The organism is Variovorax sp. 10L426 (genome assembly GCF_056395305.1).
This window is the reverse complement of the sequence record NZ_JBFTJF010000007.1, coordinates 121848-140748: the sequence shown is the minus strand read 5'-3', so window position 1 is coordinate 140748 and position 18901 is coordinate 121848. Positions and strand designations below refer to the sequence as shown.

Below are 18901 nucleotides of genomic sequence, written 5' to 3'. Positions count from 1 at the left end.
GAAACACCGCGGAACCGGCTTGGCCGGGCCGCCGGTGTTGCCCCCGGCAGGGGGTGGGCGCCCGACACGAAGTGCGGGCAACCTGGGGGCGAGCCTAAAATGCTTCAATGATTTCACGCGAACCTACGATCGAGCGCCTGGCCACGGCGCAGCAACTTCTGCTCACGCCCTTCGGACTCGACGAATCGCACCTTTCGCGTGCTCTCGCCGAAATCACGGCGCACAAGGTGGACGACGCCGATCTCTACTTCCAGTACACGCGCAGCGAAGGCTGGAGCCTGGAAGAAGGCATCGTCAAGACCGGCAGCTTCAGCATCGACCAGGGCGTCGGGGTGCGTGCGGTCAGCGGCGAGAAGACGGCATTTGCCTATTCGGACGACATCTCCGAGGCTTCGCTCCTCGATGCGGCGCGCACGGTCCGCAGCATTTCGGCTGCCGGCCGCACGGCGCGGGTCAAGGCGCCGACGCGCAAGATCGCGAGCAGCCGTTCGCTCTACGGCGGCATCGATCCCATCTCCACGCTCGACAGCACCGCCAAGGTCAAGCTCCTCGAAAAGGTCGAGCAACTCGCGCGCTCCCGCGATCCGCGCGTCGCGCAGGTCATGGCCGGCCTCGCGAGCGAATACGACGTGGTGCTGGTCGCGCGCGCTGACGGCACGCTGGCCGCCGACGTGCGGCCGCTGGTGCGCTTGTCGGTCACCGTGATCGCCGAGCAGAACGGCCGCCGCGAGGTGGGTTCAGGCGGCGGCGGTGGCCGTTTCGGGCTCGCCTATTTCGACGACGCGCACATCGCCGAATACGTGGACCAGGCCGTCAAGTCGGCGCTCACGAATCTTGATTCGCGTCCTGCGCCGGCAGGCGAGATGACCGTGGTCCTCGGCCCAGGCTGGCCCGGCATCCTGCTGCACGAGGCCATCGGCCACGGCCTGGAAGGCGACTTCAACCGCAAGGGTTCGAGCGCGTTCTCGGGTCGGATCGGCCAGCGGGTGGCGGCCAAGGGCGTGACGGTGCTCGACGACGGCACCATCGCCGATCGCCGCGGATCGCTTAACGTCGACGACGAAGGCAATGCGACCCAGCGCAACGTGCTGATCGAGGACGGCATTCTCAAGGGCTACATCCAGGACTCGCTCAATGCGCGCCTGATGAAGGCCAAGCCCACGGGCAACGGCCGGCGTGAAAGCTACGCGCACGCACCGATGCCTCGCATGACCAACACCTACATGCTCGGCGGCGACCGCGTGCCGGAGGAAATCATCGCCAGCATCAAGAAGGGTCTCTACGCCACCAACTTCGGCGGCGGCCAGGTCGACATCACGAGCGGCAAGTTCGTGTTCTCCGCGAGCGAAGCCTACTGGGTGGAAAACGGCAAGATCCAGTACCCCGTGAAGGGCGCAACGCTGGTCGGCAACGGCCCCGACGCGCTCACCCGCGTCACGATGATCGGCAACGACATGTCGCTCGATTCCGGCGTCGGCACCTGCGGCAAGGAAGGCCAGAGCGTGCCTGTGGGCGTCGGCCAGCCGACCTTGCGCATCGACGGCCTGACGGTCGGCGGGACTGCCTGAAGCCGCCAAACCGTGCTACATTTCACGCCCATGTCCGCCATCCGCGCTTATTTCTTTGCCTACTTTTGGTTCCCGGTTTCCGGCGGACGAGAGGCGCGCGCGTAAAGCAAGCAGACAAGCAGAACCTCCCAAAACCGCCGGTGCCAAAAGCCCGGCGGTTTTTTCTTGCCCTCACGAAACTCAAGACACCCGAAAAAGGAACGCAGATGAGCTCAAAAGCCGCCCCGCCCAGCGACACCTGGTATGCGAACGTCGAAAAGACCAGCCGGACCGACGACGAACGCATCAAGGACATCACTGTGTTGCCTCCTCCCGAACACCTGATCCGCTTCTTCCCGATCCGGGGGACGCCGGTCGAGTCGCTGATCACCGGCACCCGCCGCGCGATCCACAACATCATGGCCGGCAAGGACGACCGGCTGTTGGTCGTCATGGGGCCGTGCTCCATCCACGATCCGGCGGCTGCGCTGGACTACGCACGGCGCCTGAAGGCCGAGCGCGAGAAGTACGCCGGCACGCTGGAGATCGTGATGCGCGTCTACTTCGAGAAGCCGCGCACGACGGTGGGTTGGAAGGGCCTCATCAACGATCCCTACCTCGACGAGAGCTACCGCATCGACGAGGGCCTGCGCATCGCGCGACAGCTCCTGATCGACATCAACCGGATGGGCCTTCCGGCGGGTAGCGAATTCCTCGATGTGATCTCGCCGCAGTACATCGGTGATCTGATTGCTTGGGGCGCGATCGGCGCGCGCACCACCGAAAGCCAGGTGCATCGGGAACTGGCTTCCGGCCTGTCCGCGCCGATCGGCTTCAAGAACGGCACCGACGGCAACATCCGCATCGCCACCGATGCGATCCAGGCCGCGGCGCGCGGCCATCACTTTCTCTCGGTGCACAAGAACGGCCAGGTCGCCATCGTGCAGACGAACGGCAACAAGGACTGCCACGTCATCCTGCGCGGCGGCAAGGCGCCGAACTATGACGCCGCCAGCGTCGCCGCCGCCTGCAAGGATCTCGAGGCCGCCAAGCTGCATCCCACGCTGATGGTCGATTGCAGCCACGCCAACAGCAGCAAGCAGCACCAGAAGCAGATTGACGTCGCCAAAGACATTGCGGGGCAGATTGCCGGCGGCAGCCGCAGCATTTTCGGGCTGATGGTCGAGAGCCACCTGCACGCGGGCGCGCAGAAGTTCACGCCGGGCAAGGACGCCGTTTCCAGCCTCGAATACGGCAAGAGCATCACTGACGCGTGCATCGGCTGGGACGATTCGACGCAGGTGCTCGACCTGCTGTCGCACGCTGTCAAGAAGCGCCGCCATTGAAGGGCGACGGGCTGCGTGTCAGATCAGCGCAGCCAGTTCCGGCCAGTGGTGCCGCAAAAGCGCGGCCTCGTCGCCGTCGGGCCGCATGAACGAGAAATCGTTGAAATCGAAGCCCGGACCGACGGTGCAACTGACCAGCGTGTAATCGGCCCCATCTTCGGCAGCGATCGGCCGGGCTGCCTGCCACTGGCTTGCCGGCACGGTGTGCTGGGGCCGGGTGCCGTGCACGTCGACAGGGCCCAGTCGCACATGCTTGGGTGGCATGCGTAGCGCCGCGTCGCTCGTCCAGAGCGCAAGCGGTGCGCCTTCCAGGTGAATCCAGACTTCGTCCGACTGCACCCGGTGCCAGCGTGAGTGCTGGTGTGCTTCCAGCAGGAAATAGATGGTGGTCAACGCGTCGCGGGCGGGCCGGCCGTCGTCGGGCTTGACCTGCGCCGCCGACCGGAACATCTCGCGATACCAGCCGCCCTCGGGGTGAGGCTGGAGATTCAAAGTCTCGATGAGCTGTTGCGCACGCATGGTGCGCATGTTAGCCCCGCACCCGGCTCAATCCGACGCGTTCAGCGCCGAAAGCAGCTTGTCGTGAACGCCGCCGAAGCCGCCGTTGCTCATGCACACGATGTGGTCACCGGGGCGCGCGGCCGCAATCACATGCGCGACGAGTGCGTCGATGTCGCCGGCCACCTGCGCCCGTGCGCCCATGGGAGCGAGCGCCGCCGCGGCGTCCCAGTCCAGCCCGCCGCTGTGGCAGAACGACAGGTCGGCCGCTTCCAGGCTCCAAGGCAGCTGTGCCGCCATGGTTCCCAGTTTCATGGTGTTGCTGCGTGGTTCGAAGACCGCGAGGATCCGATCGTCGTTCTTGCCGTCGGCGTCCAGCTTCTGGCGCAGACCATCGAGCGTGGTCCGGATCGCGGTCGGATGGTGGGCGAAATCGTCATACACCGTGATCGCGCCTTGCCGGCGGTTCACGGTGCCGCGCAACTCCATGCGGCGGCGCACATTGCGGAAGCTGCCCAATGCGTCTGCCGCAGCGGCAGGCGCCACGCCCACGTGTTCGGCCGCGGCGATGGCGGCCAGTGCATTCATCTGGTTGTGCAAGCCGCTCAGCGCCCATTCGACGCGGCCGACCGGCGCGCCGTTGCGGAGCACGTCGAAGGCATCGTGCGAGCCTCGCGCCTTCCATTCGCCGCCGGCGCCGAAGCGGGCGAGCTCGCTCCAGCATCCTTGCGCCAGCACGCGCTGCAGGCTTTCCTCGGTCGCGTTCACGACGATGCGGCCAGTGCCCGGGACTGTGCGCACGAGGTGATGGAACTGCCTTTCGATTGCCGCGAGATCGTCAAAGATGTCGGCGTGATCGAATTCCAGGTTGTTCAGGATCGCCGTACGCGGACGGTAGTGGACGAACTTGCTGCGCTTGTCGAAAAATGCGGTGTCGTATTCGTCGGCTTCGATCACGAAGGGCACGTCGCTGTCGCGCCCGAGCCGGGCAGACACGCCGAAATCGAGCGGCACGCCGCCCACGAGAAATCCGGGGGACAGGCCGGCGCGCTCCAGGACCCACGAAAGCATCGACGTAGTGGTCGTCTTGCCATGCGTCCCTGCGACCGCCATCACGTGACGGCCCTGCAGCACGTGCTCAGCCAGCCATTGCGGACCGCTGGTGTAGCTTGCGCCGGCATCGAGGATCGCTTCCATCAGCGGAAACTTCGGCGAGCCGTCGGGCAGGCGGAGGCGTGAAACCACGTTGCCGACCACGAAAACGTCGGGGTTCAAGCCGAGCTGGTCGGCGCCGAAACCCTCGATCAGGTCGATGCCGAGGGCGCGCAGTTGGTCGCTCATCGGCGGATAGACGCCGGCATCGCAGCCGGTCACCCGGTGGCCGGCTTCGCGCGCCAGCGCCGCGACACCTCCCATGAAGGTGCCGCAGATGCCGAGAATGTGAATGTGCATCGGCCGATTCTAGGGATGCTGGCGCTCCCGTCTTCTGCGCCTGCCCTACTGGGGGCAAAATGACCCGATGGATGAGTCCAAGCAGGAAATCGCCGCTGCCGCAGCCCGCCTCGTCGTCGAAGAGGGGCTGGAGTATGGGCCTGCCAAGCGCCGCGCACTGCGCGACCTGGCCTTGCCTGCGCGTACCGCGTTGCCCAACAACGATGAGGTCGAGGCCGAGGTGCGGGACTATATCCGGCTCTATTGCGCAGACACGCAGCCCAAGGAACTGCACGCCTTGCGCGTCCTGGCGCTGGAGTGGATGGAGCGCATGGCCGAATTCAGGCCGCATGTCGGCGGCGCCGTGTGGCACGGCACGGCCACGAGACTTTCGGATATCTATATCCAGCTCTTCTGTGATGACTCGAAATCGGCCGAGATCGCGCTGATCGACCATCACGTGGACTATGAACCCCGCATGGTCACCGGCTTTCACGGAGAGCAGGTCGAGGCGCTGAGTGTTCACGCGGCGAGCCGGGTGCTGGGAGAGGAAATCGGTGTCCATCTGCTGGTCTACGACCTCGACGACCTTCGCGGCGCGCTGAAGCACGATGCCCAGGGGCGTGTGCCCCGCGGCAATCTTGCCGCGCTCAGGCGATTGATCGAAAAAGAAAAGGAAAGCGGATGACTTCCAGCCCGACTCGTCGCGGCTTGCTTTACGGTGGCGTTGCCGCGGTCGCGGCCGCCGCCGGAATTGGCGGCGCTTACTGGCGAAGCAAGGCCTCGCACGGCGCTGGCGAGCGACTGGATGACGCGTTCTGGTCTCAGCGATTCGACCGGCCCGAAGGCGGCGAACTTGCGATCGGTGGGCTGCGCGGCAAGCCGCTTCTCGTCAACTTCTGGGCGACGTGGTGCCCGCCTTGTGTCGAGGAAATGCCGATGATTGATGCCTTCTTTCGGGAAAATGGCGCCAACGGTTGGCAAGTGATTGGATTGGCAATTGATCAGCCCAGTGCTGTCCGCAAGTTTCTCGACAAGACGCCCGTCAGCTACCCCATTGGACTGGCTGGTTTACAGGGCACAGAGTTGGTCAAGCAACTCGGCAACACGTCGGGGGGGCTACCCTTCACGCTGGTGATCGACGGCACCGGCGCAGTGGCGGCGCGTAAAATGGGCAGGCTGGACCCAGGCGATCTGCAAGCTTGGCGGCGCGCATAATTTCACGGCTAGAATCCAGCCCCACAAATCAGGCAGATGGCGTTGAAACGCCGAAAAAGGCCGATTTTCAGGCGAGTTAAGTTCTAATAAGCGGCAAAGCCGACGCTGGAGTCCCATGGATCTACGCAAGCTCAAGACACTGATCGATCTGGTGTCTGAATCCAACATTTCCGAACTGGAAATCACCGAAACGGAAGGCAAGGTCCGAATCGTCAAGGGTGGCATCGCCGCACCTGTCCAGTACGTGCAAACCGTAGCTGCGCCAGCCGCCGCACCCGCGATCGGCACGGCTCCCCCACCTGCTGCGAGCCCCGCGCCGGCAGAAGCGACAGCCACCGGCCATGCGGTCAAGTCCCCGATGGTCGGCACCTTCTACCGTTCCTCGAGTCCGGGCGCTCCCGCATTCGTTGAGATCGGCACCCAAGTGAAGGAAGGCGACACCGTCTGCATCATCGAGGCGATGAAGATCCTCAACGAAATCGAGGCCGACAAGGCCGGCACTGTCACCCAGATCCTCGTCGAGAACGGCCAGGCGGTCGAATACGGCCAACCGCTGTTCATCATCGAGTGACCATGTTCAAGAAGATCCTGGTCGCCAATCGCGGCGAGATTGCCCTGCGGATCCAGCGCGCCTGCAGCGAGCTCGGCATCAAGGCCGTGATGGTGTATTCCGAGGCCGACCGAGATGCGAAGTACGTCAAGCTGGCCGAAGAGGCCGTTTGCATCGGTCCCGCGCCATCGTCGCAGAGCTATCTGAACATGCCCGCGATCATCTCGGCTGCCGAAGTGACGGACTCCGAGGCGATCCATCCTGGCTATGGCTTCCTGAGCGAGAACGCGAACTTCGCGGAGCGCGTCGAGCAGAGCGGCTTCCAGTTCATCGGGCCCACGCCCGAATCGATCCGCCTCATGGGCGACAAGGTGTCCGCAAAGCAGGCCATGATCAAAGCCGGCGTCCCCTGCGTGCCGGGCTCGGATGGTGAACTGTCGGACGACCCGACCGCCAACAAGCGCATCGCGCGGGCGATCGGCTACCCGGTCATCATCAAGGCCGCGGGCGGCGGTGGTGGGCGCGGCATGCGCGTGGTCCACACCGAAGCGGCGCTGATCAACGCGATCCAGATGACCAAGGCGGAAGCCGGCGCGGCCTTCAACAATCCGGCCGTCTACATGGAGAAGTTTCTCCAGGACCCGCGCCACATCGAAATCCAGGTGCTGGCTGACAAGCACAAGAACGCTGTCTACCTCGGCGAGCGCGACTGCTCGATGCAGCGGCGCCATCAGAAGGTGATCGAGGAGTCGCCCGCCCCGGGCGTTCCGCGCAAGCTCATCGAGAAGATCGGCGAGCGCTGCGCGGCTGCGTGCAAGCGGATCGGCTACCGCGGCGCCGGCACGTTCGAGTTTCTCTACGAAAACGGCGAGTTCTACTTCATCGAAATGAACACGCGCGTGCAGGTGGAGCATCCGGTCACGGAATTCACCACCGGCATCGACATCGTGAAGACGCAGATCATGGTGGCGGCCGGTGAGAAGCTGCCGTTCACGCAGCGCCAGATCGAAATGCGCGGCCACGCGATCGAGTGCCGCATCAATGCCGAAGATCCCTACAAGTTCACGCCGTCGCCGGGCCGCATCACGATGTGGCATCCGCCCGGCGGCCCCGGGGTGCGCGTGGATTCGCACGTCTATACCAACTACTTCGTGCCGCCGAACTACGACTCGATGATCGGCAAGATCATCGTGCACGGCGACACGCGCGAGCAGGCGCTTGCGCGCATGCGCACGGCGCTGAACGAAACGGTGATCGAAGGCATCCAGACCAACGTGCCGCTGCATCGCGAACTGATGGTCGACGCCAAGTTCATGAGCGGCGGCACCAACATCCACTATCTCGAAGAGTGGCTGGCTGCGCATAAACGTTGATCTCCCCCAGGTTGGCTCACTTCGTGTAGCCGCCCACCCCCTCGCCGGGGGCAACACCAGCGGCCCGGCAAAGCCGGTTCCGCGGTGTTTCACGAATTGGCCTCGCTTCGCTGGCCGGCCGGGGGCGCGCCGGATGCCCGGGCCAAACAATTGAGAGGAGCTTCCATGTTTGAACTTCGTCTGCTTGCGCCGGAGGACAGCGTCGAGGACGTCAGCGACGCGCTCGATGCGCTGGATGCACTGAGCGTGTCGGTTGAAGATGCCGATGCACAGACCGATGCCGAGCAGGCGTTGTTCGGCGAGCCGGGCATGCCTCCGCCCAAGGAGGGTTGGCAACGTTCTCGCGTGATCGCCTTGTTTGCCAGCGAGCAATTGGCGCGGGAAGCGGCGTCGGTGCTGGCCGCACAGGACTTCTTCGATGGGTGCAGCGTGCTGGGCGTTGTCGACGTGCCGGAGCAGGACTGGGTTCGGTTGACGCAGTCGCAGTTCTCGCCCGTGGAGATCACGACCGAGTTCTGGATCGTTCCGACTTGGCACGAGCCGCCGGCGCAGGCGAAGCAGGTCATCCGGCTGGATCCGGGGCTGGCTTTCGGCACCGGAACACATCCGACCACGCGCATGTGCTTGCGGTGGACCGCGTCGCAGGGGAGTCTGGCTGGGCGTCGCGTGCTCGACTACGGCTGCGGTTCGGGCATCCTCGCGATCGGGGCGGCAAAGTTCGGTGCGGTTGATATCGATGCGGTCGACATCGACGAAGCAGCAGTCGAATCGACGCGACTCAATGCCGAGGCGAACAGCGTGCGCCTGAACGCAGGGCTGCCTGAAGCGTCAAGCGGCCTCTACGACATCGTGCTCGCGAACATTCTCGCGACCCCGCTCAAGGTGCTGGCGCCGCTGTTGTGCGGCCATGTGGCACCGGGCGGAGCCCTGGTCCTGGCTGGCATCCTCGAGCGCCAGGCCGACGAGCTCAAACTGGCCTATGCACCCTATGCGTCGCTCGAAGTGAGTGACAGCGAGGATGGCTGGATCTTGATGACCGCAAGAATCTAGCTCGCCCCCAGGCTTGCCCGGCCAAGCCGGTTCCGCGGAGTTTCACGAACTGGTTTGCAACGCGAGCAAGCCAAACTGGATGGGTGCCACCCCTACAATCTTCGCCACATGAGTCTGGTCACCCGCTGTCCTGCGTGCGCCACCACTTTCAAGGTGGTGAGGGACCAGCTTCGCATTTCGGATGGATGGGTGCGTTGCGGCCGCTGCAGTGAAGTGTTCGATGCGACCATCGAACTGCATGACACGGATGCCCCGGCGCCTGAGCCGGCCGCTGACGAATCATCTTCGCCGGCCGCGATCGTTTACGACGTCGAATCCGAGGCTGCACTGGCATCGCAATCGGAACCGCAAGTACAGCCCGAGTTGCAGACGGAGGATGAAGAAGAGGCCCTGCGGGACGAAGCGGAGGCGGACTTTTTCGATGACGAGCATGAACCGTCGAATCCGGACATCGAGGAGCCGGACGTTGCCGGCGAGTCCGGCCACGATACCTTGCCCCTCGCCGGCGTTGTCTCGGACCATCACTGGCCGGCTCCGGAAACACTGACGCTGGAGGACGAAGGCCGCATAGCCGTGCGACCGCCGCTTCCTCCTCCACTTTCCTTTCCGGACATCGACCTGAGTTTGTCGTCGCCCGTGGCGGCACCTGCGCCTGCGCCTGCGCCTGCGGCCGAGCCTGTCCAGTCCGACTCAGGCGCAGCCTTGGCGCAAGATGCCGCTGCCGATGTGCAGCTTCAAAAAGCATTGCGAAGGGCGCATGCCAAATCCGCCAAGATCGCGAAGGCCAAGGCTCGCGAGCAGAAGGAAAAGGCTGCGGCCGTCGAAGCCGCGCCGGTCATCCTTGCCGCCAGCGAACCGGAGCCCAGCGCGGCGAGTGTGTCTGACATGGCGTCGCTTTTCGGGACGGAGGAAACGGGAGGCTTCTGGCAGCGGGTCGCGGTGCGGCGCTCGATGGTGGTGCTCGCGATCCTGGCTGCCGTGTTGCTGGTGGGGCAGGTGCTCTATCAGGAGCGCGACCTGATCGTCGCTCGCCAACCATCGGCTCGTCTGCCGCTCGCATCGATGTGCAAACTGCTGGGCTGCGAAATCTCGGCGCTGCGCCAGATCAACGACATCAAGGTCGATGGCGCGTCGTTCGCGCGCGGCAAGAACGACGAGGGCTATCAACTCAGCTTCACGCTTCGCAACGCCGCGGACGTACCGCTCGCCATGCCCGCAGTCGAGCTGACGTTGCTCGATACGCAGGAACGGGCCGTGGTGCGGCGCGTGCTCATGCCCTCCGAGTTCAGCGCGCCGCTCGTGCTGCCGGCGCGCGCAGAACGTGCGGCGTCGCTCGCGTTGAAACTCACCGGGCCCGAGGTCCAGGCCTTGCCACCCGTCGCCGGTTTTCGGCTGGAGGCGCTCTATCCCTGAGCGCCGCGTGCCTTTCCATTCAATTCAACCTACGGTTCATCATCCATGGCAGCAGTGATATGCGGTTCTCTCGCGTTCGACACGATCATGACTTTCGAAGGCCGGTTCGCCGACCAGATCCTTCCTGATCAATTGCACATCCTGAACGTGTCGTTCCTGGTGCCCGGCTTGCGGCGCGACTTCGGCGGTTGCGCCGGCAACATCGCCTACAGCCTCAATGCGCTCGGCGGCACGGCATTGCCCATGGCAACGGTCGGTAGCGACGGCGCCGACTATCTGGAGCGCCTGCGCTCGCTCGGCATCAGCACCGAGTTCGTGCGGCAGGTCAGCGACACCTTCACCGCGCAGGCGATGATCATGAACGACCGTGACAACAACCAGATCACGGCGTTCCACCCAGGCGCGATGCAGCAGGCTCACATCACGCGCGTCACGGCGCGCGAGGACGTGCGCCTCGGTATCGTGGCGCCTGACGGCCGCGAAGCCATGCTGCAACACGCCGAGCAGTTCAAGGCCGCCGATATTCCCTTCGTGTTCGATCCGGGCCAGGGCCTGCCGATGTTCGACGGCAAGGAGCTGGCGCACTTCGTGGACCTGGCCAGCTGGGTTGTGGTCAACGACTACGAAGGAAAGATGCTTTCGCAGCGCACCGGCTGGAGTCTTGCCGAGATTTCGAAGCGCGTGCGCGGCCTCGTGGTCACCCTGGCTGCGGAGGGCTGCGAAGTCTGGAGCAACGGCGACCGCGAGCATGTGCCGGCGGTGAAGCCGGAGGCCGTGATCGAGCCCACGGGCTGCGGCGATGCATGGCGCGGCGCATTGCTGTTCGGTCTGGAGCAGGGCTGGTCGCTCGCGCGTTGCGCTGCGCTGGGCAATCAGCTGGGCGCGCTCAAGATCGCGCAGCGCGGTCCGCAGAACTACAAGATCGACCGCAAGGCGCTCGGCCTCTGACCGACCGCTGAAAGAAAAAAGCCCGGCACCTTGCGGTACCGGGCTTTGCCTTGAGAGCCGCTGAGAGACTCAGGGCTTGCTGGCCGTAGGGAACGGCCAAGCTGCCTGAGGGTTCAGCGTCGTCTGCGCGGCAGCAGGCGCAGGGGCAGGCGCTACGGCAGCCTTGGCGGGCGCCTTGGCCTTCTTCGCAGCAGGCTTCTTCGCTGCTTTCTTGGCGGCAGGCTTCTTGGCTGCAGCCTTTTTCGCAGGCGCCTTCTTGGCAGGAGCCTTCTTCGCAGCGGCCTTCTTCGCCGGGGCCTTCTTGGCTGCTGCCTTCTTCGCAGGAGCCTTCTTCGCCGGCGCCTTCTTGGCTACGACCTTCTTCGCCGGAGCCTTCTTGGCTGCTACCTTCTTGGCTGCGACCTTCTTAGCCGGAGCCTTCTTGGCTACGACCTTCTTCGCCGGAGCCTTCTTGGCCACGACCTTCTTGGCTGCGACCTTCTTAGCCGGAGCCTTCTTCGCTGCGGCCTTCTTGGCCGGCGCTTTCTTTGCAGTTGCCATTTCTATTTCTCCTTGATCAAGTTGAAAAAATCAACCTTTTGAAGCACTCCACGCATGTTGGTCAGCGTGAAGCGATTCATGGCGTTGGAGCAACCCCAGCACCATGAACACCTGCGCCCTCACCGATGCCGCACTCTCCGGTGCGATTCGTTGGTGAGAGCAATTCTTGAATTCACTTTGTTTTTATCGAAAAAATTCAATCCCAGGACAGGGCGCCACCCGACTGATACTCGATCACACGGGTTTCGAAGAAATTGCGCTCCTTCTTCAGGTCAATCATTTCGCTCATCCAGGGGAACGGGTTTTCTTCGTTCGGGAAGAGCGTTTCGAGGCCGATCTGCTGCGCGCGCCGATTGGCGATGTAGCGCAGGTAGCCCTTGAACATGGAGGCGTTCATGCCGAGCACGCCACGTGGCATGGTGTCCTCGGCGTACTTGTATTCGAGCTCGACGGCCTTCATGAAGAGGGCCTTGATCTCTGCCTTGAACTCGGCGGTCCAGAGGTGCGGATTCTCGAGCTTGAGCTGGTTGATCAGGTCGATGCCGAAATTGCAGTGCATCGACTCGTCGCGCAGGATGTACTGGTACTGCTCGGCGGCACCGGTCATCTTGTTCTGGCGGCCCAGCGCGAGGATCTGCGTGAAGCCGACGTAGAAGAAGAGCCCTTCCATCAGGCAGGCGAAGACGATCAGCGACTTGAGCAAGGTCTGGTCGTTCTGGTGTGTGCCGGTGTGGAAATTCGGGTCGCTGATGGCGTCGATGAACGGGATCAGGAACTGGTCCTTCTCGCGGATCGACGGCACTTCGTTGTAGGCGTTGAAGATCTCGCTCTCGTCCAGGCCGAGCGATTCGACGATGTATTGGTAGGCGTGCGTGTGGATCGCCTCTTCGAAGGCCTGGCGCAGCAGGAACTGGCGGCACTCGGGCGCCGTGATGTGGCGGTAGGTGCCGAGCACGATGTTGTTGGCGGCCAGCGAGTCGGCGGTCACGAAGAAGCCGAGGTTGCGCTTGACGATGCGGCGCTCGTCTTCGGTCAGGCCGTTGGGATCTTTCCAGAGCGCGATGTCGCGCGTCATGTTCACTTCCTGCGGCATCCAGTGGTTGGCGCAGGTGGCGAGGTATTTTTCCCAGGCCCACTTGTACTTGAACGGCACCAGCTGGTTGACGTCGGTCTGGCCGTTGATGATCCGCTTGTCGGCGGCGTTGACGCGACGCGTGACCGGTGTGGCCGCTGCGGTCGACGTCGCTGCCCGTGCAGGACGCACTGGAGCGCCGTCATCGAGCGTGCGCACGGCAGCGGCGGGCGACGAAAGCGAAGCAGGAGAAATTTGGGAAGCAATTTGCGAAGTCGGAAACTCCGACGAGCGGCCGACTTGCGCGCCGCTGTTCGATGTGTGCCGCAATCCTTGTTGCAGATCCTTTGGCAAGGAGGGCTTGACTTCTTCGTCCCAGGTCAACATAGAAAAATCCAATGCTCAAATTATGTGAGCAACGATGTGAGTTGCAAAGTGCTCCTTCACATCGCGCTCCAATTATGTTGTCGTTATGTTGTTCGCATGCATCGCAAATTGTCAGGCGATGCCGCGAACGACCTCCACTTCATGCCGACATCATTGGCATGCTTCGCACGTCGGATCATCGACACCGCAGAACGCGATGTCGGTTGCGGGGATCGCATTCAACTGCGCTTGTGCTGCGAGCGCGGCCGCTTCGAGTGCGCTCATGCCCGACGACGAGTCGCCGTTGCCCGATGACACCGCGTTGAGCCGACCCGATTGAACGGTGGACTTCTCGGCGTGCGTCGCGCTCTGCGTGCGCAGATAGTAGGTGGTCTTGAGACCACGCAGCCATGCGAGCTTGTAGGTGTCGTCGAGCTTCTTGCCCGATGCGCCGGCCATGTAGATGTTGAGCGACTGCGCCTGGTCGATCCACTTCTGGCGACGCGCGGCGGCTTCGACGAGCCACGTGGTCTCGATCTCGAACGCGGTGGCGTAGAGCGCCTTGACGTCCTGCGGCACGCGGTCGATGGGACGCAGCGAACCGTCGAAATGCTTGAGATCCATCACCATCACATCGTCCCACAGGCCCAGGCGCTTGAGGTCGCGCACCAGGTAGTGGTTGATCACGGTGAACTCGCCGGAGAGGTTGGACTTGACCGAGAGGTTGCCGAAGCAGGGCTCGATCGAGGCATCCACGCCGATGATGTTGGAGATGGTCGCGGTCGGTGCGATGGCGACGCAGTTTGAATTGCGCATGCCGTCGGCCTTGATCTTCTGGCGCAGCGCGTCCCAGTCGAGGGTGGACGAGCGGTCCACTTCGACGTAGCCGCCGCGCGCCTTCTCGAGCAGGTCGAGCGTGTCAGGCGGCAGCACGCCCTTCTCCCACAGCGAGCCCTTGTAGCTCGAATACTTGCCGCGCTCGCGGGCCAGGTCGGTCGAGGCCCAGTAGGCGTGGTAGCAGATCGCTTCCATCGATTCGTCGGCGAACTGCACGGCTTCCTGCGAGGCGTAGGGGATGCGCAGTTCGTACAGCGCGTCCTGGAAGCCCATCAGGCCGAGGCCGACCGGACGATGGCGCAAGTTCGAGTCGCGCGCCTTCTTGACCGCGTAGTAGTTGATGTCGATCACGTTGTCGAGCATGCGCATCGCGGTCGAGATGGTGCGCTTGAGCTTCTCCTGGTCGACCTTGCCGTCCTTCAGGTGCTGCAGCAGGTTGACCGAGCCGAGGTTGCAGACGGCGGTTTCGGTGTCGCTGGTGTTCAGCGTGATCTCGGTGCAGAGGTTCGACGAGTGAACCACGCCGGCGTGCTGCTGGGGCGAGCGCACGTTGCAGGCGTCCTTGAACGTGATCCACGGATGCCCGGTTTCGAACAGCATCGTGAGCATCTTGCGCCAGAGGTCGGTCGCGGCAATGGTGCGGCTCGGCTTGAGCTCGCCGCGCGAGGCCTTCTCTTCATAGGCGACGTAGGCACTTTCGAAGTCGGCGCCGAACTTGTCGTGCAGGTCGGGCACGTTGGAGGGTGAGAAAAGCGTCCAGTTGCCCTTTTCCATCACGCGGCGCATGAACAGGTCGGGAATCCAGTTCGCCGTGTTCATGTCGTGCGTGCGGCGGCGGTCGTCGCCGGTGTTCTTGCGCAGTTCGAGGAATTCCTCGATGTCGAGGTGCCAGCTTTCCAGGTAGGTGCAGACGGCGCCCTTGCGCTTGCCGCCCTGGTTGACCGCGACGGCGGTGTCGTTCACCACCTTGAGGAAAGGCACGACGCCTTGCGATTCGCCGTTGGTGCCCTTGATGTGGCTGCCGAGGGCGCGCACGCGCGTCCAGTCGTTGCCAAGGCCGCCTGCGAACTTGGAGAGCAGCGCGTTTTCCTTGATCGACTCGTAGATGCCGTCGAGGTCGTCGGGCACGGTCGTGAGATAGCAGCTGGACAGCTGCGAGCGCAGCGTGCCGCTGTTGAACAGCGTCGGCGTGCTCGACATGAAGTCGAAGGAGGACAGCACTTCGTAGAACTCGATCGCGCGGGCTTCGCGGTCGATCTCGTTCAGCGCAAGGCCCATCGAGACGCGCATGAAGAAGGCTTGCGGAAGCTCGATGCGCGTCTTGCGCACGTGCAGGAAGTAGCGGTCGTAGAGCGTCTGCAGGCCGAGGTAGTCGAACTGCATGTCGCGCTCGGGCTTGAGCGCGGCGCCCAGGCGGGCCAGGTCGTACTGCAGCAGCTTCTCGTCCAGCAGTTCGTTGTCGACGCCCTTCTTGATGAATTGGGGGAAGTAGTCGGCGTAGGCCTGGGCCCGTTCCGCAGCCGGCACTTCGCGGCCGATCACTTCCTTGAAGATCGTGTGCAGCAGCAGGCGGGCGGTGGCGAAGGTGTAGTCGGGATCTTTTTCGATCAGCGTGCGGGCGGCGAGGATCGAGGCCTTGTAGACCTCGTCGAGCGGAACGCCGTCGTAGAGGTTGCGCATGGTCTCGGCGACGATCGGGGCGGCGGTGATGCTGTCGCCCAGGCCGATGCAGGCCGACTCGATGAGGTCCTTGAGCTCGTTGAGGTCGAGCGCGACTCTTTCGCCGCGGTCGAGCACGTGCAGTGCGGGCGTCGCGACGGGTGCGTCCTGCTCCCCTTGCTTCGTGCGTTCCTGGGAGCGGCGTTCGCGGTAGAGCACATAGGCGCGGGCGATCTCATGGTGGCCGCCGCGCATCAGGCCGAGTTCGACCTGGTCCTGCACGTCCTCGATGTGGAAGGTGCCGCCGCCCGGACGCGAACGCACCATGGCGCGCACGACGGCCTGGGTCAGCGTGTCGACGGTCTCGCGCACGCTGGCGGAAGCCGCGCCCTGGGTGCCGTGCACGGCCAGGAAGGCCTTCATCATCGCGATCGCGATTTTGTTCGGCTCGAAAGGCACGACCGCGCCGTTGCGGCGAATGATCTGGTAGTGCGCGAGGGCGTTGCCAGCGGGCGAGCCGGCGACGTCTCGGTTTTGCGGCGTCGAGGGTACGGCGCGAGGGGTGGAAGGGGTGTTCAGTGCAGTTTGCATGCGATCCTCGTTTGGCAATTCTTGTTGGGCTGCGGTGTCGTTGTGGCCGCTGTTTCCGGCTGTAAGCGCCGGGCAGAGCACACTATATCTAGTGGCACGGGGGGCTACAAGCCACTAGATATAGTGTTTTCCACAAATCGCAACGAATGTGAAACGTGTCTGTGGCTGGTCGGGTGGCAGCGAAGCCGCATCATTGCTGAAACGAGGTGGCGCAGGCCGCTATTCATGCGCTTTCCGGGCGCAAATCGGCTGGAAATGCGCATGGATACTGCGCTGCCGACTCTGGCGTGGCAAAGCGCGCGTATCGCCTCGCGGCGCATCGCCTGTGACTTCGCGATTGAAAAAAACTTCAGGGATCGAGAGTGTTGGGCGGAAACATCGTCAGATTCCAGCCGAGCTGTTCGCGCAGCAGGCGCCAGTCGAATCCGGGGCCCGGATCTTCCTTGCGGCCGGGCGCGATGTGTTCATGGCCCGCGATGAACGAGATCGCATGGCGCTGCGCGATCGCCGGACAAAGGCTGGCCAGGGTCTCGTACTGCGCATGCTCGAAGGTGTCGCCTTCCAGCCCTTCGAGTTCGATGCCGATCGAGTCGTCATTGCAGTTCGAACGGCCGCGCCATGACGAAGCGCCGGCATGCCATGCGCGATCGTCGCAGCTCACGAACTGCCACAGCTCTCCATTGCGCCGCACATAGAAGTGGGCGGAGACTTCGAGGCCACGGATGCCGGAAAAATAGGGATGTGCGTCCCAGTCGAGGCTGTTCGTGAAGAGTTGCTGGACCTCGTCACCGCCGTAGCGGCCGGGCGGCAAGCTGATCGAATGCAGCACGATCAGGTCGATCTGCGCGTCCGTGGGCCGCGGCCCGAAATTGGGGGAACGCAATCGCCGGGCGAAGCGATACCAGCCGGATTGCCAGAGCGCTGTGTCGGCTTCACTCATCGCCGCCGAGGCCGTTGGCATCGTCGCCGTGGGGCGTCGAGATGCCCAGGCGCGCGATCCGGTAGCGAATCTGCCGCAGGCTCAGTCCAAGGCGCGCGGCGGCGGCGGTTCGGTTGAAGCCGGTTTCCTGCAGCGCGCGGACGAGGATCTGCCGCTCCTGCTCATCCAGATAGCTTTGCAGGTCGCGAGGCACTGCGGGAGCGGGGCGGGCGTGAGCGCCCGTTTCTGCGGCGGATGCCGGCTCGGGCTGTTGCACCGGTCCAGCAGGCAACGGCTCGCTGGGGATCGCTGTGCCGCCGCCCATGAGATCGAGATGGAGCACATCGCCGTCGCTGAGGGCCACCGCGCGGTGCAGGAGGTTTTCGAGCTCGCGGACGTTGCCGTGAAGCGGGTGTTCGGCGAGCCTCTGCAGCACATCGGCGGAAAGCGTCGGCACCGGCATGCCGGCATCGCGGGCGATGCGCGCGAGCAGGGCGTTGCACAGCGCGGGCAGGTCGCCGCGGCGGTCGCGCAGCGCGGGGACCGCGATCTCGATCACGTTCAGGCGGTAGAAGAGATCCTGCCGGAACCGGCTGGCCTGCACTTCGGCATGCAGGTCCTTGTGGGTCGCGCTCACGATGCGGACATCGACGGCGTCTTCCTGCGTCGAGCCGATGGGCCGGACGCTGCGCTCCTGGATGGCGCGCAGCAGCTTCGATTGCATGGCCAGCGGGAGATCGCCGATCTCGTCGAGGAACAAGGTGCCGCCGCGTGCCGCCTGGAAGTAGCCGTCGCGGTCTTGCGAAGAGCCGGTGTATGAACCCTTGCGCGCGCCGAAGAACTCGGCTTCGAGAAGATTTTCGGGAATCGCACCGCAGTTGACGGCGACGAAAGGTCCGTCGCTGCGCTGACTGCATGCATGCACGGCGCGCGCGACGAGCTCCTTGCCGGTGCCAGACTCGCCGCGCACGAGCACCGGTGCCATGCCGCGCGCCACCTTGGCGATGCGCGCCTTGACGAGACGCATGGGTTCGGAGTCGCCCACCAGACGTCGGAGTGCCGCGACGCCGCTGTCCCCGATGGCGATGGTGGTCGCCATCGTTGTGCCGTCATCCACAGGCCGCAGCGCCTTGACCGGCGCGGGCTGCGAAGGCGCCTGCACCGCCGACGCCACCACCGAGCGGAATTGCTTCAGGTCGACCGGCTTGGTGAGGTAATCGAAGGCGCCGGCCTTGAGAGCCTCCACCGCGTTCTCCGCCGATCCATAGGCCGTCATCACGACACAACGCTCGCTGCGCTGATCTTGCTGGATGCGCTGAAGGATCTCCATGCCGAGGCCGTCGGGCAGGCGCATGTCAGTGATCACTGCATCGAAGCGGCCGGCATCGAGGTGCTGCCAGGCCTCCGACACGCTGCCGGCGGCCTCGACGCGGTAGCCCTCGCGCAACAAGGTGAGTTCATACAGCGTGCGCAGGTCGGGCTCGTCGTCGACGACCAGGATCTGGGCAGGCTGCGACGCGGAGGTGTTGGGGGTGCTCACGCC

16 protein-coding genes are annotated in these 18901 nt (G+C 64.2%); 9 read left to right on the top strand and 7 right to left on the bottom strand.

Annotated elements, in window-relative coordinates; genetic code table 11:
- Window positions 1-107 precede the first annotated feature (107 nt).
- Window positions 108-1568, top strand: a complete 1461-nt coding sequence (tldD, locus tag AC1DHL_RS12395) for a metalloprotease TldD (protein ID WP_478162144.1) — start codon at window positions 108-110, stop codon at window positions 1566-1568.
- Window positions 1569-1774: 206 nt separating this feature from the next.
- Complete coding sequence (locus tag AC1DHL_RS12390) at window positions 1775-2893, top strand: 3-deoxy-7-phosphoheptulonate synthase (RefSeq protein ID WP_478103056.1); 1119 nt, start codon at window positions 1775-1777, stop codon at window positions 2891-2893.
- A gap of 18 nt (window positions 2894-2911) precedes the next feature.
- Here the strand turns inward: AC1DHL_RS12390 and AC1DHL_RS12385 are convergent, their stop codons facing one another.
- A complete protein-coding gene (locus AC1DHL_RS12385; protein ID WP_478162143.1) occupies window positions 2912-3421 on the bottom strand; it encodes a cupin domain-containing protein in 510 nt (169 codons plus the stop codon).
- Between the two features lie 18 nt (window positions 3422-3439).
- Window positions 3440-4843: a UDP-N-acetylmuramate:L-alanyl-gamma-D-glutamyl-meso-diaminopimelate ligase gene (gene mpl, locus AC1DHL_RS12380; RefSeq protein WP_478162142.1), complete on the bottom strand. Its 1404-nt coding sequence runs from the start codon at window positions 4841-4843 to the stop codon at window positions 3440-3442.
- Window positions 4844-4910: 67 nt separating this feature from the next.
- Between mpl and AC1DHL_RS12375 the strand changes: the two genes are divergently transcribed.
- The 7 genes from AC1DHL_RS12375 to AC1DHL_RS12345 all read left to right on the top strand — a co-directional run bounded on the left by AC1DHL_RS12375 (window position 4911) and on the right by AC1DHL_RS12345 (window position 11374).
- Window positions 4911-5510, top strand: coding sequence for a hypothetical protein (locus tag AC1DHL_RS12375; RefSeq protein ID WP_478103060.1), 600 nt, complete (start codon window positions 4911-4913; stop codon window positions 5508-5510).
- Complete coding sequence (locus AC1DHL_RS12370) at window positions 5507-6040, top strand: TlpA family protein disulfide reductase (protein WP_478162141.1); 534 nt, start codon at window positions 5507-5509, stop codon at window positions 6038-6040. The genes AC1DHL_RS12375 and AC1DHL_RS12370 overlap by 4 nt, the downstream gene beginning before the upstream one ends.
- 115 nt (window positions 6041-6155) lie before the next feature.
- Window positions 6156-6611, top strand: a complete 456-nt coding sequence (gene accB, locus AC1DHL_RS12365) for an acetyl-CoA carboxylase biotin carboxyl carrier protein (protein ID WP_478103063.1) — start codon at window positions 6156-6158, stop codon at window positions 6609-6611.
- Between the two features lie 2 nt (window positions 6612-6613).
- The gene (gene accC / locus AC1DHL_RS12360; protein WP_478103065.1) at window positions 6614-7963 is read left to right on the top strand and encodes an acetyl-CoA carboxylase biotin carboxylase subunit; all 1350 of its coding nucleotides are present in this window, start codon (window positions 6614-6616) and stop codon (window positions 7961-7963) included.
- A gap of 165 nt (window positions 7964-8128) precedes the next feature.
- The gene (gene prmA / locus AC1DHL_RS12355) at window positions 8129-9013 is read left to right on the top strand and encodes a 50S ribosomal protein L11 methyltransferase (protein ID WP_478162140.1); all 885 of its coding nucleotides are present in this window, start codon (window positions 8129-8131) and stop codon (window positions 9011-9013) included.
- Between the two features lie 108 nt (window positions 9014-9121).
- Window positions 9122-10426 (top strand): zinc-ribbon and DUF3426 domain-containing protein, encoded by a 1305-nt coding sequence (locus AC1DHL_RS12350; protein WP_478162139.1) that lies wholly within the window; start codon window positions 9122-9124, stop codon window positions 10424-10426.
- Window positions 10427-10471: 45 nt separating this feature from the next.
- Complete coding sequence (locus tag AC1DHL_RS12345; protein WP_478162138.1) at window positions 10472-11374, top strand: carbohydrate kinase family protein; 903 nt, start codon at window positions 10472-10474, stop codon at window positions 11372-11374.
- 69 nt (window positions 11375-11443) lie between these two features.
- On the opposite strand, the gene AC1DHL_RS12340 is transcribed toward AC1DHL_RS12345, so the two are convergent.
- The 5 genes from AC1DHL_RS12340 to AC1DHL_RS12320 form a co-directional block, all read right to left on the bottom strand.
- Window positions 11444-11914, bottom strand: a complete 471-nt coding sequence (locus tag AC1DHL_RS12340) for a histone H1-like DNA-binding protein (RefSeq protein ID WP_478162137.1) — start codon at window positions 11912-11914, stop codon at window positions 11444-11446.
- 196 nt (window positions 11915-12110) lie between these two features.
- A complete protein-coding gene (locus AC1DHL_RS12335) occupies window positions 12111-13373 on the bottom strand; it encodes a ribonucleotide-diphosphate reductase subunit beta (RefSeq protein WP_478162136.1) in 1263 nt (420 codons plus the stop codon).
- A gap of 150 nt (window positions 13374-13523) precedes the next feature.
- On the bottom strand, window positions 13524-16439 hold the full coding sequence (locus AC1DHL_RS12330; protein WP_478162135.1) for a ribonucleoside-diphosphate reductase subunit alpha: 2916 nt from the start codon (window positions 16437-16439) through the stop codon (window positions 13524-13526).
- A gap of 349 nt (window positions 16440-16788) precedes the next feature.
- Entirely contained in the window at window positions 16789-17400 is a 612-nt protein-coding gene (gene ampD / locus AC1DHL_RS12325; protein ID WP_478162134.1) for a 1,6-anhydro-N-acetylmuramyl-L-alanine amidase AmpD, read from the bottom strand.
- On the bottom strand, window positions 17372-18898 hold the full coding sequence (locus tag AC1DHL_RS12320) for a sigma-54-dependent transcriptional regulator (protein WP_478162133.1): 1527 nt from the start codon (window positions 18896-18898) through the stop codon (window positions 17372-17374). The genes ampD and AC1DHL_RS12320 overlap by 29 nt, the downstream gene beginning before the upstream one ends.
- Window positions 18899-18901: the final 3 nt, after the last annotated feature.